Origin of the sequence: Amycolatopsis sp. (genome assembly GCF_025464955.1) — a bacterium.
In the GTDB taxonomy this organism is placed as follows: Bacteria; Actinomycetota; Actinomycetes; order Mycobacteriales; family Pseudonocardiaceae; genus Amycolatopsis.
Window position 1 is genome coordinate 59,128 of record NZ_JAODNM010000124.1, and the last position, 13,859, is coordinate 72,986.

Annotated in this window: 13 protein-coding genes; 1 reads left to right on the plus strand and 12 read right to left on the minus strand. The window is 68.6% G+C overall.

Annotated features, from left to right (window positions below):
• Nucleotides 1-99 precede the first annotated feature (99 nt).
• From JWQ81_RS30525 to JWQ81_RS30535, 3 genes are all read right to left on the minus strand, one after another.
• Entirely contained in the window at nt 100-1,212 is a 1,113-nt protein-coding gene (locus JWQ81_RS30525; RefSeq protein ID WP_297547055.1) for a glycoside hydrolase family 3 N-terminal domain-containing protein, read from the minus strand.
• A 140-nt stretch (nt 1,213-1,352) separates the two neighbouring features.
• Entirely contained in the window at nt 1,353-1,790 is a 438-nt protein-coding gene (locus JWQ81_RS30530) for a YbjQ family protein (RefSeq protein ID WP_297547057.1), read from the minus strand.
• Between the two features lie 50 nt (nt 1,791-1,840).
• On the minus strand, nt 1,841-2,233 hold the full coding sequence (locus tag JWQ81_RS30535) for a helix-turn-helix domain-containing protein (RefSeq protein WP_297547059.1): 393 nt from the start codon (nt 2,231-2,233) through the stop codon (nt 1,841-1,843).
• A gap of 122 nt (nt 2,234-2,355) precedes the next feature.
• Here JWQ81_RS30535 and JWQ81_RS30540 point away from each other — a divergent pair, with 122 nt between their 5' ends.
• The gene (locus JWQ81_RS30540; protein WP_297547061.1) at nt 2,356-3,207 is read left to right on the plus strand and encodes an SDR family oxidoreductase; all 852 of its coding nucleotides are present in this window, start codon (nt 2,356-2,358) and stop codon (nt 3,205-3,207) included.
• Between the two features lie 189 nt (nt 3,208-3,396).
• Here JWQ81_RS30540 and JWQ81_RS30545 read toward each other — a convergent pair whose 3' ends face one another.
• The 9 genes from JWQ81_RS30545 to JWQ81_RS30585 all read right to left on the minus strand — a co-directional run bounded on the left by JWQ81_RS30545 (nt 3,397) and on the right by JWQ81_RS30585 (nt 13,850).
• Nucleotides 3,397-4,314, minus strand: coding sequence for a hypothetical protein (locus JWQ81_RS30545; RefSeq protein ID WP_297547063.1), 918 nt, complete (start codon nt 4,312-4,314; stop codon nt 3,397-3,399).
• Entirely contained in the window at nt 4,311-6,779 is a 2,469-nt protein-coding gene (locus JWQ81_RS30550; RefSeq protein WP_297547065.1) for an Hsp70 family protein, read from the minus strand. The genes JWQ81_RS30545 and JWQ81_RS30550 overlap by 4 nt, the downstream gene beginning before the upstream one ends.
• Nucleotides 6,772-7,305, minus strand: a complete 534-nt coding sequence (locus tag JWQ81_RS30555) for a hypothetical protein (protein WP_297547067.1) — start codon at nt 7,303-7,305, stop codon at nt 6,772-6,774. The genes JWQ81_RS30550 and JWQ81_RS30555 overlap by 8 nt, the downstream gene beginning before the upstream one ends.
• A complete protein-coding gene (locus JWQ81_RS30560) occupies nt 7,302-8,363 on the minus strand; it encodes a serine/threonine-protein kinase (protein ID WP_297547068.1) in 1,062 nt (353 codons plus the stop codon). Before JWQ81_RS30560 ends, JWQ81_RS30555 begins: the two co-directional genes overlap by 4 nt.
• Complete coding sequence (locus JWQ81_RS30565) at nt 8,360-9,022, minus strand: protein phosphatase 2C domain-containing protein (protein ID WP_297547071.1); 663 nt, start codon at nt 9,020-9,022, stop codon at nt 8,360-8,362. Before JWQ81_RS30565 ends, JWQ81_RS30560 begins: the two co-directional genes overlap by 4 nt.
• Nucleotides 9,019-9,828 (minus strand): FHA domain-containing protein, encoded by an 810-nt coding sequence (locus JWQ81_RS30570; protein WP_297547073.1) that lies wholly within the window; start codon nt 9,826-9,828, stop codon nt 9,019-9,021. Before JWQ81_RS30570 ends, JWQ81_RS30565 begins: the two co-directional genes overlap by 4 nt.
• A complete protein-coding gene (locus tag JWQ81_RS30575; protein ID WP_297547075.1) occupies nt 9,825-12,011 on the minus strand; it encodes a septum formation family protein in 2,187 nt (728 codons plus the stop codon). Before JWQ81_RS30575 ends, JWQ81_RS30570 begins: the two co-directional genes overlap by 4 nt.
• Before the next feature lie 268 nt (nt 12,012-12,279).
• A complete protein-coding gene (locus tag JWQ81_RS30580; protein ID WP_297547077.1) occupies nt 12,280-13,188 on the minus strand; it encodes a hypothetical protein in 909 nt (302 codons plus the stop codon).
• A gap of 230 nt (nt 13,189-13,418) precedes the next feature.
• Nucleotides 13,419-13,850, minus strand: a complete 432-nt coding sequence (locus JWQ81_RS30585) for a hypothetical protein (RefSeq protein ID WP_297547079.1) — start codon at nt 13,848-13,850, stop codon at nt 13,419-13,421.
• Nucleotides 13,851-13,859 lie beyond the last annotated feature (9 nt).

Here is a 13,859-nt window from a genome sequence, read left to right on the forward strand (position 1 = left end):
AGTGGTCACCATCATGCTTACCGGAGAAGCGGGGACGGATGCAGTCCATTTGTCACGAAACGTCCGCAAGGAACCGCGGCAGCGACTGGTGGCGGCCGCTCACAGGTGGTTGCGGAGGTCCCAGGTGCGGTTGACGGCGGCGGTGAACGCGTCGGTACCCAGTTTCCCGGACTGCAAAGCGCTGACCAGCGCGGCGCTCGCGGCGTCGCCCTGACTGACGTCGCGGGCCGAGCACAGGAGTAGGTCCATCCCCGCGCCGGCGGCCGTGACCGCGCGCTGGGACGTATCGCCGAAGGCCTGAAGCGCACCGGCTTCCAGCGCGTCCGTGATGGTCACGCCCCCGAACCCCAGCCTGCCGCGCAGTTCGTTCTGGATGACGGTCAGCGACAGTCCGGCCGGGTGGCTCGCGTCGAGGGCCGGGTAGGTGGCCCACGACGTCATCACCATCTTCACCCCGGCCTTGATCGCGGCCGGGTACGGCGCCTCGTCGACCGAACGCAGGGTGGCCAGCGACGCGTTCAGCGTGACCGGTGCCGCGTCGGTGTCCTGGGCAGTGGCCGCCGAGCCGAGACCCGGGAAGTGCTTCGCCGTCGCGACCACGGAAAGCTTCTGCTGCGCGGTGACGAACGCGCTACCCGCGGCGGCCACCACGGTGGGGTTGCTGCTGTACGAGCGCTGGAACCGGTCGATGAAGTTGCCCGGCTGCGTGAAGACGTCGAGCACGGGGGCGAGGTTGATGTCCATCCCGGCGCCCGTCAGGTTCTGTCCGGCACTCGTGCCGGCCTGCGCGGCTTCGCCGGCGGGGTCCGCGGAGCTGCCGATCGTCTTCTCCGAGTTCACCGGCTCGCCCGGCAGGCGGCGGACCTTGCCGCCCTCCTGGTCGGTCATCAGCAGCAGCGGCAGGTGGACCGGGCTCTGCGCGGCAGCCTGCTTGAGCTGGGCGGCCACCGCGGCGATCTGCGCGGAGCTGGAGATGTTCTCCCCGAAGAAGATCACGCCGGCGGCCTGCCCGGCCTTGATCTTGGCCAGCAGGCCGGCCGGCGGTGTGAGACCGGGATAGGAGTAGATGATCCGCTGCCCGGCAAGCTGCTGCGGGGTCAGCGCGGCGATCGACGAGCCACCGTTGGGGCCGGGCAGGAACACGAGCGGTATCGCCGCCAGAGCGGCCAACAAGATCCGGAGCCACCGTGCGGGGCTGAACCAGTTGCTCATGTCACCTGACCTCACTCCGACCGGTAAGACGCGCGTCCTGCGGAAGGGTTGGCTCTCGACAGAATCTGACCACGCTACCGAAGAACATGAACATCTTCCACAAAACGCGCGCCCTCATCGTCGGGGCTCATCGTCGAGGCCTACTGCTGCGGGTAACCCTGCGGGGGCTGCTGCTGCTGGGGCTGTTGCTGCTGTTGTTGGTGCGGTGCGCCCTGTTGGGGAGCCGCGCCGCCGGCCGGGACGACGTAGACGGCGGTGCCGTAGGCGGCGATCTCACTGGCCGTCTGCGCGATCTCGTTGCAGTCGAAACGAAGGGCGAGCACGGCGTTCCCGCCCTTCGCCATGGCTTCCTGGCAAAGTCGGCCGAGTGCCTCGTTCCGCGAGTCCGACAGGAGCTTGGACAAACCCTTCAGCTCACCGCCCGCCATCGCCTTGAATCCGGCACCCATCGTGGAGAACATGTTGCGGCTGCGGACGGTCAATCCGAAAACCTCGCCGAACACCCGAACCACCTGGAAACCGGGCAGATCGTTCATGGTGGACAGGAGGATCGGGAACTGGGGGCCTGGCTGAGTCATGGGCAGATGGTAGCCACCGCCGCGCGCCGCCACCCGGCGAAACGCAAGATTCAGTCGCCTTTCGCCGTGTCGTAACGGGCCTGCGCGGCTTCGACTTCGACCATCTGGCTTTCGACCAGCTCGACCAAGCTCAACAGACTGTCCGCGGTCTGGCGGCCCATCGGAGTGAGGGTGTAGTCGACCCTAGGCGGAATAGTGGCCTGCGCCTCGCGATGGACGAACCCGTCGCGTTCGAGCGCCTGCAGGGTCTGGGCGAGCATCTTCTCGCTGACCCCGTCGACACGACGTCGCAGCGCGTTGAACCGCAGCGTGCCGTCGCGCAGCGCGACCATGGTCAGCACGCCCCATCGGCCGGTGACGTGCTCCAGCGTGGCCCGTGACGTGCAGGCTTTGGCGAACACGTCGAAGACGAGCTTGCCGTGCTCGTCCACCCACTGCGTCATACCGCCACGGTACCGCACGATCCCCAGCGCCGAACAAACTCAGTGATCGTACTCACCCCAAGTTGTTACTTTCTAAAAGTTAGTGCATTCTCTGGGTAACCCCTAACCGAGGAGAGCGCGAAATGATCGTTGTCACCGCAGCCACCGGACAGCTGGGTCGGCTGGTCGTCGAAGGCCTGCTGAAGAAGGTCCCGGCCACCGAGCTCACGGTTGCCGTCCGCAACCCGGACAAAGCCGCCGACCTGGCCGCGCTCGGCGTGCGGGTCAAGGCCGCCGATTACAGTGACGCCGCATCGCTCGCCGACGCCTTCGCCGGCGCCGACAAGGTCCTGCTGATCTCCGGCAGTGAGGTCGGACAGCGGATCGCGCAGCACACGGCCGTCGTGACCGCGGCCAAGGAAGCCGGCGTCGGCCATCTCGTCTACACCAGCGTGCTGCACGCGGACCAGAGCACGCTCGGCCTGGCGCCGGAGCATCTGGCGACCGAGCAGGTCATCCGCGAGTCCGATGTGCCATTCACCTTGCTGCGCAACGGCTGGTACACCGAGAACTACACGCAGACCATCACGCAGGGCGCCGAGCACGGCTCGTTCAGCGGAAGCGCCGGCGAGGGCCGGATCGCGAGCGCCTCACGCGCCGACTACGCCGACGCCGCCGTCGCGGCCCTGACCGGCGAAGGCCATGTCGGCAAGGTGTACGAACTCGCTGGGGACCGCAGCTGGACCTACGTCGAGCTGGCGGCCGAACTCACCAAAGCCACCGGCAAGGACGTCACCTACCGGGACCTGCCCGCCGACGAGCACCGCGAGTTCCTTGTCAGCGCAGGCGTTCCAGCCGCGCTCGCGGCCACACTGGCCGACTTCGACCGCGGGACCGCGCACGGCGACCTCGACGACACCTCAGGTGACCTGCGGACGCTCATCGGCCACGCGACCACCCCACTCGCCGAAACCGTTTCCGCCATCCTGGCCTGAGGCTGGTGGTGCGGCGTTGCGGCCCGGGCGCGAACGACTCGGGGGACGTTGAGTACAAATCATTGGTATCGGGGGACGTTTCGTACACAGCAAAGCCGCACCGGCCAACCCCAGCAGTCACACCGACACCACCACAGCCCCACTGACGTGGGCCTCTGATCCAGCCCCCGTCCCCCAGCCGCATCGACGTCACTTCGGCACGACAAGCAGGGTCACCGTGCGGTTGCGGGCGGCGTCCGGGAACGGGCCCTGCGCCTGGTCCGCGGTCGCCAGGGTGAACGCCGTCAGCGAGCCGTCGCCGCCGCGCGCCAGGTAGCCCGCCGCCACCTGGGCCCGAGCCAGCGCGACCGTGGATCCTCCGCTCGTCCGGCCACCGGCGGCCGCGACGGCGTGCCCGACCACGGTCGTGGTCACGTTCAGGCCCGCCAGCCGGTGGCCGAGTTCGGTCAGCAGCGGCCCGCTCGCACGGCCGACGTCGGTATCGCGGACGAACACGCCGTCGTCGAACACCACCTCGGCGTCTCCGGTACGCCTGGTGACGTACACACCGGGCATGGCCAAGGCCTTGACGATGGCGTCGAGGCGGTCGGTCTGTCGGCCGGCGGCGGATGCGTTGTCGGCGGCGAGCCCGTCGAGGCGTCGCTGCAGCGCGTCGGCACGTTGGGTCTGGGCGTTCACCTGCGCGGAACCGGCCACGGGGACGGGCTGCCGGTCGGTCCCGCTGGACGAGAGCCACACGACGCCGCCGACGACCACCACTCCGGCGAGGGCAGCCGCGAGGACCGTGACCCGGCCCGCGTTCACCACGGGACGCGCGCGACGACGACTCACGGCGATCTGCGCGATCGTTTCGCGACCCGCCGCGGCGGCAGAGTTGTCGGGTGTCAGTGTCAACACCCTTTCCCAGCAGCGGTCCGCCTCCGTCAGTTCACCGAGCTGCGCGTGAACCCTGGCGCGCAGATCGAGCGCCTCCACCGTCGGCTCACCGGCGGCGTCGAGGGCATCGAGCAGCCGCGCCGCCTGTGCCAGGTCGCCGTCGTACGCGGCCGCGTGCGCGCGGCCGAGCGTCAGCCGGTGCTTCAGCGCGGACCGCAGCGGTTCGGTCATGCCTTGACCACCCCGATGAACTTCTCCTGCTCGGCCTGCGGCATCAGGCGGTACAGGCGCTGGTTGACCGCGTCGAGCAGCCTGGTGTCACGCGCCGAGATGGCCTGCTTGCCTTCCCGGATCAGGGAGTTGACCTGAGTCGACGGCGGCAGCACCTCGATCAGGCCGTAGAAGAGCTTGACCGGCCAGTCCGGACTGCGCTGCTCCAGCCGGACCAGCAGCGTGCCGACCCGCTCGACCTGCGTACGCATGGCGGCCGCGTCCCCGGAGTCGATCGCGTCCTGCGACCGGCGCCGCGCCTCGGTGAGTTCCTGCCGATCCGCCGGACTGCCCGACTGTTCGACGAGCCCAGCAGCCTCCTCGATGAGGCCCTGCAGCTGCCGGACCAGCGCGGGCAGGCCGGCGGCATCCTCGATGTCGTCCAGTTCCGCCTCCAGGTCGCGCAGGCGGTCCTCGGCCGCGGCCGCCGCGCCGACGTCCACCTTGGCCATCCGCACCTGGTCGCGGACCGTCTGCAATGCATTCTCGCCGTCGAGTTTCTGCAGTCGCCGCTGGGCTTCTGGCGACAACGCGGAGGCGGTCAGCGAGCTGAACCGGTCCTCCACTTCGCGGAGCCGGACCTCGAGTGCCTGCACGGTCGCGGGCCGGACGTTGTCCAGGTTGATCTCGGCCTCGAACTGCGCCTCGACCAGCGGGACGACGGCGACCACGGTGACCAGACTGGACGTGTCGATCTCGAAGGCGACCTCGACCTCGCTGCCCGCGGGCAGATCGATCCGGATGTCCCGCGGCCGGATCTCCAGCATCCCGACCTCGCGGTTGCGGTCACCCCGGCTCCGCTCGCCCTGGACGACCGGGATGCGCACGACAGCGTCCGAGTCGTTCCGCTGCAGCTCGCTCGAGGTCCGGAAGTAGTCGCGGGCCTTGGTCGGGAGGGTGGCGCCCTTGCGCACCATCGGCGCGAACGAGCGATCGGCGAGCTGGATGCCCAGCGAATGCGCGATCCGTGGCCCACCGAACTCGATGCCGTAGGTGAACGACAGCGTGTCGGGGGTCAGCTTCCGCCGGGTACCGGTGTCGTCGGTCAGCTCGACGGTGAACCTGGAGGTCCGGTCCGCGTCGATGTCGACTTCGGTGGCGAAGGCACCGTTGGCGTTCAACGCGATGCGCGCGGAGCGGAACGGCGGTTGCCCGTCAGGGTTGGCCAATGTCACGGAGTAGCCCGTCCAGTCCGTTGTGGACGAACCGATGATCCGACCGGCGGCGGTCGGCGTGAGCGTGCTGACGCTGGGCTCGTAGGACAGTTCGGCGACGAACTCACCCGCGACGGCCACCGGAGTCGCCCGGGGACGCCGGATCGTGCTCGCGAAGATCGCCGCGCCGCGAGCGACCACGGTGGTCGGGTCGAGACTGGTGTCGAGTTCGATCCCGAGCCCGTGACGCGGGTCCGCCAGCCGCTCGCGCAGCCCCGGCGAGAGCGTGACACCGCCGACGAGCAGCAGGCGGTCGATGTCGTCGGTCTTGAGGGAAGCCTCGGTCAGCCCGTCACGGCAGAGGTTGATCGCCCTGACGTAGAACGGTTCCGCGATCGAATCGAGCTGATCGCGGCGGAGGGTGTACTCGAAGGTCCAGGCACCGCCCCGGCCGTCGTTGAGTTCCGTCTGGATTTCGAACTGCGCGCTGCGGGACAGCTGGATCTTCGCTTCCTCGGCCACTTCCTTCAGTCGCGCCAGTACCGCCCGCCACTTCGGATTGTCCCGGCGGAGGTCGCGCAACCCGAGTTCGGCCGACGCCGCGGGCGCCAGCACCCGTTCGACGAGCGCCCAGTCGATCAGCTTCCCGCCGAGGTAACGGTCCCCGGAATGGTTGAGCACCCGCAGGTCGCCGTCCCGCTTGCTGACCACGGCGGCGTCGAAGGTGCCGCCGCCGAAGTCGAACACCATCCAGTAACCGCGGTCGGAGGAATCGTGGAACCCGTAAGCGAAAGCCGCCGCCGTGGGTTCCTGCACGAGCGGGCAGGACGGGCCGAAGCCCGCGAGCTCGGCGGCCTCGGTGGTGGCCTTGTTTTCGTTCAACGTGAACGCGGCGGGGACCGTGATCACCGCGGACTCCGGCGCGGCGCCACAGTGGTGCGCCGCGTCCGCGCGCAGCGACTTGAGCACCTCAGCCGACAGCTCCTGCGGGGTCAGCGACCGGCCGGCGCTGACAAACTCCTTGCGCGCGTCGGCCAGCCCCATCTCCTGCTTGAACTCCGCGGCGGCGTTGTCCGGGTCGAACCCGACGCGGGACCGCGCCCGGCGGCCGACATGGATCGTGTCCGGTTTGGGCAGCCAGATCGCCGACGGTGTGATGTCCCAGCCGTCGTTGTTCTTGACCACGGACACGGTGCCGTCTTCGACCACCGCGATCGCGCTGTTCGTGGTGCCCAGGTCGATGCCGACGTCTATGGTGTCGCTCTCACGCATGGTCGTTCCTCACTGGGTTTCGTGCGGCTGGGTCAGGGGATGCGGGGTTTTTGGGCGTAGGTGCGCCGACGATCACCTGGCCCATCTGGATGAGCCTGCCTTCGAAGTAGAGCGACGGCCGGATGGTCTGCAGGATCGTCTCGGCGAACAAGGTGTCGTCTTCCTGGAAGACCAACACCTCAAGGGATCGCCCGGCATGGAACGCGTCGCCGTCGTGCTCCTGCAGGACCAAACCGGCCGCGGACAACGAATCCCGGCAGGTTTGCAAGTAGCGGCCGGTTTGGCGCGACCTCGCCGAGGGCTCCTCACCTGACTGGACGAGCCTCCGCTGCGCACGCCACAGGTTCGTGGCCGCGTCGGCCAACGCCTTCTCGTCGAGTTCGGATCGAGGTTGTTCCAACGGCGCGCGGACATCGTCGAGCAGCCGGTCGAGCTGCTCACGCGCCCGCGCTGCCAACACCGGCGGCGCGATGCGGAAAGCCTTGTGGTGCCGGTGTTGCCGGAAAACCGCTCGGAGCCTGCTCACATCATCACCCCCCGGCGCCAAAGAATGAGCTTGGCCAGGTAAAGCTCGCTCAGCTGTGGTGACAAGTTGACGGCCTCCTCCATGAGATCGGCCGCGCGGCCGAGTTCGCCGGGGATCCGGTGCAGCGCGAGGGCTTGGTCGGCCAGGCGCCGGGCACGGCCGGTGGGTGGTCTGGTCGAAGTGGACGTGCTGTGCACGGGACCGCGCGCGAGGTTTTCCTTGCGCTGCCGCAAAGCGTCACCGAGCGCGCGGGCGGTGGACGGGCGGGCGCCGGGGTCGAGTTCGAGCGCGGCCAGCACGATGCGGTCCAGCTCGGGATCGACGTCTTCGTTGTAACTGCTCGGCGGCAGCAGCGGACGGTTGAACCGGGCGTAGGAGTACGACGAAAACTGGTCGCCGTCGTCGAACGGGAGATGGCCGGTGAGCAACAGGTAGGCGATCGTGCCCACCGACCACACGTCGCTCGCGCAGGAATAGCCCTTGTTGCGTAAGACTTCCGGGGCCATGAACGCGAACGTGCCCTGCGCGCTGGCCAGCAGTGTGAACGGGTCAGCACGTTTGGCCAGCCCGAAGTCGCTGACCCGCACGCGCAGGCCGGCGCCGTCGTAACCGACGAGGATGTTGGCCATCGTGATGTCGCGGTGCACGATCGGCGGATCCTGGTCGTGGGCCACCGCCAGCCCGTCCGCGATCTGGGTCATCACCTCGGCCACCAGGTCGGTCGGCACCGAGGGGCGGTGCGCCGCGGCGAGGCGTTCGAGGCTGCCGCCCGCGACGTACTCCATGGTGAAGAAGCCGCGCATCCCTTCCGGGGTCTGCACTGTGCTCGCTTCGAAGAACCTGACGATGTTCGGGTGCCCCAACGTCGACAGCAGCCTGGCTTCGCCGAGCATCGCGCGGGTTTCGGCCTTCGAGGCGACCTTCTTGAACAGCTTCATCGCCTGCCAGCCGAGGTATTCGTGCTGCACCCGGTGGACCTCGGCGAACGCTCCTTCGCCAAGGAGCCGGTCGATGACGAGGGTGTCGCTGACGCGGTCACCACTGTTGAGGAGTGTCATGGCTGTCCGCCGTACTGCAGTGTGACGGCCGAAACATCGTCGACCGCTTCCCCAGCATGGCCAACCAGCCCCTCGCACACCACGTCGACTTCGGTCCAGGTGCTCAACGCGTCGCCCAGGAGGCCCTCATCGACGTTGGCGACTAGGCCGTCCGTACAAAGCAGGAACCGGTCGCCGGGCTCGAGCACGTGAAGCGAAATCCCGGGGACCACCTCGCCCGGCATGCCCACGAACCTGGTGAGCCGCCCGTCGAGCACGTGGTCCTCGGTGAGCCGGGCGAACCGGCCACGACGCGCGCGGTAGATCCGGCTGTCGCCCAGGTGCACGGCCAACGCCAAGCCGTCCCGGATGACGAGCAGGGCGAACGCGGCGCCGGTCGTATCCGGACCGCTTCGCGCGGCCGCGCGGACGCGCTCGTTGAGTTCGGCCACCAGCCCGGTGACCACGTCGGCGACCCCTGGCTCCGCCAGCATCGGCACATGGACGTGCACCAGATCGCGTAGCTCGGCGGCGACCAACTTCGCGGTGGCCGCAGCGTCGGCCAGTCCGCCGATCCCATCGACGACGAGGAAGATCCCCCGGACGGCGTCGGCGACCACCCGGTCCTGGTTCTCCCGGTGCAGGCGACCGGTCTGGCTCGCCGTGGAGTACTCGATCACGGCTGACCTCCGAGGTTCGGCGGCGCGACGTTGAGGCGGTAACCGATGCCCGTGACCGTTTCCAGGATCTTCGGGTCCGACGGCTCGACCTCGATGCAGCGGCGCGCGGCCCGCACGACCCCGGCGATGTCGCCCCGGGTGTACGCCCGATGCGACGCCCACTCCTCACGAGCGCCCCACAGCGCGGTGATCAGCTCCGCGTGATCGCAGGCGACAGCCTCGCCCTGGGTACTGCGGCCTGCCATGTACCTCAGTAACTGGTGGCCCTGCGGGCGCAAGCCGGCGATCGGCGTCTCGGCTCCACCATCGCGGCGGTAGGCACGGGCTTCGACCCAGTCGTACCGCAGGCACGGGCCGGTGTGGCGGACCGCGGGCGGCGAACCGAACGGCGCCGGCCGGGTGGTGTGCGGGTCGAGGAAGGTCAGCTCCCAGTAGAGCGGCTCGCCGCCCGCGGTCATGTCGCCGAGGATCAGCAGCTGATCACCGTGCTGCAAACGTTTGCGTCCCCGCAGGTGCTCGGCGGTCCCGCCGTGCCGCAGCAGCGTGCCGTTGACGCTCGCGTTGTCGGTCACCGACCACATACCGTCGGCGAAGTCCAGCGTGCAGTGCAGCCGCCCGACCCAGCGCTGCGGGTCCGGCCCCAGCGCGACGTCCGGGGCATGGTCCGGCGCGGCGCGGCCGACGGTGATCGGCCCGGTGCCCAACTCGACGCCGCTCGCCACGCCGTCGGGCGAGCTGATCCGCAAGGCCACCGCGCGAGCTGCCACCGCGTTGTCCTCCTGGTCGACGTCGAGCTCGGCGCTCATGACAAACCACCGGTGAACGGCTTGTCGTCGGACTGGCTCATCGTGCAGATGGCGTAGATCGGTGCCTGCGGGTGCACCCACCAACCGTGGTCCGGCGACGTGACGTGGTAGGTGTAGTGGCCGCTAGAGGTCACGCTGTTCGCAAGTCCCTGGCAGGCGGCATCCGCCGCGGCGGTGACCGCGGCCGCGCCCGGCCACGGCGCATCGGGTTGGTACAGCGCGGGATAGCCCAGAATCTGTGCCCAATGCGGCTGGTCGCAGCGCACGATCGGAACGCCGACCGGCGACACACCGTCGACCTGCTTGGTCTGGACACAGGCCCCCACCGGTGGGTCCGACGAGATGTCCCTGGCGAACATGTCCATCGGAGTCGGCAGGTTCGCGGGTTTGCGGTACGGGTCGACGAGTTGTTCGCCCGGCAGCTGCTTGCCGTCGATCCGGTGCACCACGCATGGCGTGTAATTCTCGAAGGGCCGCCCACCGGAGTTCCAGCTCACCGAGGCGGGAATGTTGAAGGCGCCCGTGTACAGGTCATGGGACAGTCCCAGGCCCGAGACCAGCGACAGGCACTCGAATTGGGCCAGCGCTGCGGTCTGGTCTTTGCCCGGGTACGGCGCAGGCGAGGGCGCGATCGCGGGATAGCCGACCACCTCGCCCCAGTGCGGCTGGTCGCAAGGGACCACCGGCACGTCCGACCTGCCGTTGTCCCACCCCTGCTGGGTGGCGATGCAGGTGCCCACCGGAGCATCGTCCTTCACCGACTCCGAGTAGACCGTGGCGGTGACGACCTTCGGGGCGGTGCCACCCTGCCAAAATGCGTAGACACCGAGGACGACCAGCCCGAGGATGACCAAGAAGGCCACGAACGATCCCACTCTCGAACCGACGGATTCCTGGTACCTGACGCGTCGGTACTTCGGCCTGGACTGCGGCTGGTAGCGGTTTCGCACCGGCCGCTGGGAAGCGGGTCTGCGGACCGGGGGTTTGTTGGCGGGCCTCGGTGTCCGCCCGCTGAGTTCGTCGAGCAGCCGGTCGATTTCACTCGCGCCAGGAGCGCCACGTAGCTGCCGTTTGAGGTTGCGGAGCGTACTTTTCGCCAGGTCAGGGCGGCCGAGTGAGACGAACTCCGCGACTCGCGCCTTGATCGTTTCGAACACCGCGACGATCTCGGCCAATGTCGCGCGGTTCTGCTTGATCAACTCGGTGGTGCGGGGATCAGTGGCAAGTTCCGTGGCGGTGGTGAACCACCGCCGAGACGAGTCGTCGGCGGCAGGCCCGAGCTCTTCCATCAACCCGGTCGCGCAGTTGTTGAACAGGACGGCGACCTCGTTGCGTACGTCGGCCGTGCGGCGGTGCAACCGGTGCGGCACCAGCGGGTCCAGGCGGGCCAGCGCCGGCAGGACCTCTTCGTAGCCGATGGTGGACGCGTACTGGAACTGACCGGCGTCGATGTGCCCCATGGCTTTCGTGATCGCCGCCTTGGCCGCTTGGTAGAACGGCTCGGCAGCCGCCTCGAGCTGGTCGGCGACCACGCCCGAGGGGGCAGGCCACGCCCTGGCCAGGTCAGCGAGACGGGTCTGGTTCGACGGCGAGGCGACGGCGAGCTGGATCAGCGGCTTGACCAGCGCGACCGGCAGCTCGTCGCGCAGCAGGTCGATGACGGACTCGTCGAGCTGGCGGTCGTCCAGTGCGATGATCCGGTGCCGGAGGTGGTCCCAGAACACAGTTCGGCGCAGCAGTTGCCGCCACTCCTGCGCGGCGTCCTTCCACAGCTTTTCGAGGCGCTCCAAGTCTTTGCCGACACGTTTGCCGCCGGTGGCCTCCCGGTCGAGCGCGGTGCTGTGCGCTTTGACGGCCGCGTCGTGCCCCCGGTGCAGGTTCTGGGAGCAGCCGCACGTGGCGTCGGGGGTGTCCCATTTCCAGAACAGTTCGTCGACGAGACGGCGGCGCGGGTCGCCGAGAATGCGGTCGAAAGCGGCCCGAACCTCGTCCGCACCAACGGGAAGCGAGTGCCCGAGGTCCACGTCGGCCCCGCTGACGAGGGCCGGGACGACCTTCTGCTGCCGATGCCGCACGGTCCGCCGGTCGGCGTCGGTGGGCAGGCCGGTGATCCGGAACGCGTTGCGCCGGTAGAGCTGCGGACCGGCCACCTCGAGCAGCCCGGTGAGGATCGGGTCGAGCACGCCTGACCCCCTTCGGAAGTTGCTGCGTCGCAAGCAAAGCCTGGCCGCACCCCGGCCCCCGGATCAATGGGAGCGGGATGGAATCCGGATAGGCGCCCCGCTGCCCAGACCCTCGCACGCACCCCCCGGGACCCCTCCCCAAGTCATGTTCATGGGGTGGCAGGTGTCGTTACCGCAACTCGACGGCGAGTTGCGATCGTTGGGACACCAAGTACCGCAACTCGACGGCGAGTTGCGGTACAGGCAGGGCACTTTTGCGCCCGCAGGGTCAGGCGTGGACGACGAGGACTTCGTAGGTCGGGTTGGTGGGCGGGTACCCGGTGTCCAGGTGCGAGTTGACCACGGCGAGCCGGTCACCGAACTTGACCGAGGTCATCGGCACCCGGAACAACGGGTCGGTGATCACCTTCTCCAACGTTCCGGCGCGCAGGTCTTCGGTCAGCCGGAATCGGCTGATGTGGTTGGTGAACCGTTGCGTGGCCCACAGCTGCCCTTGGCTGAACAACACACCGTTGGTGTCGGGGATGTCGACGTTCGCGACCACTGAGCTGGTTCCGTTGAAGGGATTGATCGTCACGAGCGACGCTGTCCCTTCGGGGGCGGCGAACAAGGTGCTCCCGGACGGGGTGGACGCGAGGTCGTTGAGGAAGAACGTCCCGGGGCTGCCGGCCGCGGGCCCGCTCAGGTTCACCGTGCGTACCGGTCCCGGAATCCCGAACGCGTCCGGCACGAAGTAGAGCTTCGGCTGGAGGGAGTCGGAGAACCACGCGCCGTACGGAGTCACGGTGACGCCGTTGACGAACGAGTTCGTCGCGTCGCCGACGTCGTACCTCGCGACCAGCGCGCGGGTACGGGTGCTGTAGACGTACACCTTGCCGGGGCCGCCGGCGGCGAACAGCAGGTCGTGCCGCTCGTCCAGGCCAAGGCCGACGGTCGTGACGCCGTCCGGCACGTGGATGAACGGCTCGGCCGCGCCCTGCCGGATGTCGCCTTTGAAGATGGTGCCCCGGAACAGGTCTCCGGCATAGAACGTGCTGCCCTCGCCCGCGGTGAGGGCTTCGGCCGACACGGCACCGGGCAGGACGATCACCTTCGTCGACGACGTCGCAGCCGCCGGTGCGACCAGGCCCAGCGCCAGGGCGAACATCGCTGTCACCAGGGTCAATGTCTTTCGCATGATTGCTCCGTTCGGTCTGGAGGGCCACTTTGGCGACCCGTTACCAGACCCGTCGAACGGCAATCGACGTTTTCGACAGAACCCGCGAAAAAACCTGACTCTCCTGTCCCATGCGCCAGGCATGACCACCGCAACTCGCCGTCGAGTTGCGGTGCTTAGCATCCGCAACGACCGCAACTCGCCGTCGAGTTGCGATCGTTGCGTGCGCTAGGCGGGCCACTCCACGACGGTCAGTCGCGCCAGGTGTTGTTGAGGAACGCGTCGTCTTCCTCGGTGTCTTCGTCCGTGCTCCGGTGGCGAGCGCGACGCGGGGAGGCCGGACGCTCAATGCGCTCGACGCGCTCGGGTATCACTGGCGGCCCGGAGGTGAACGGCGCGGGCGGGGCGGTGAAGGCGTCGTTTTCCGCCTTGTGACCCTCCGGCTCGAAATCGTGCTCCGCGACCTCGGGCGCGGGCGCCTCGGCGGCCTCTTTTGCCCGCTTGCCGAGCTCACGACGATGCTGGACGTACCGCTCGGCGGCCTGGACCTGCTTCGTCATGTATTCGTGCGAGCTCTTCTTGATCGTCTCACCGTGCTGCTCGAGCAGCGCCCGGCGTTCGGACTGCTCGCGGACGAGCCCGTCCATCCTGGCTGTCAGTCCCTGGATCTCTTCGGCGGCCATCTGCGCTCC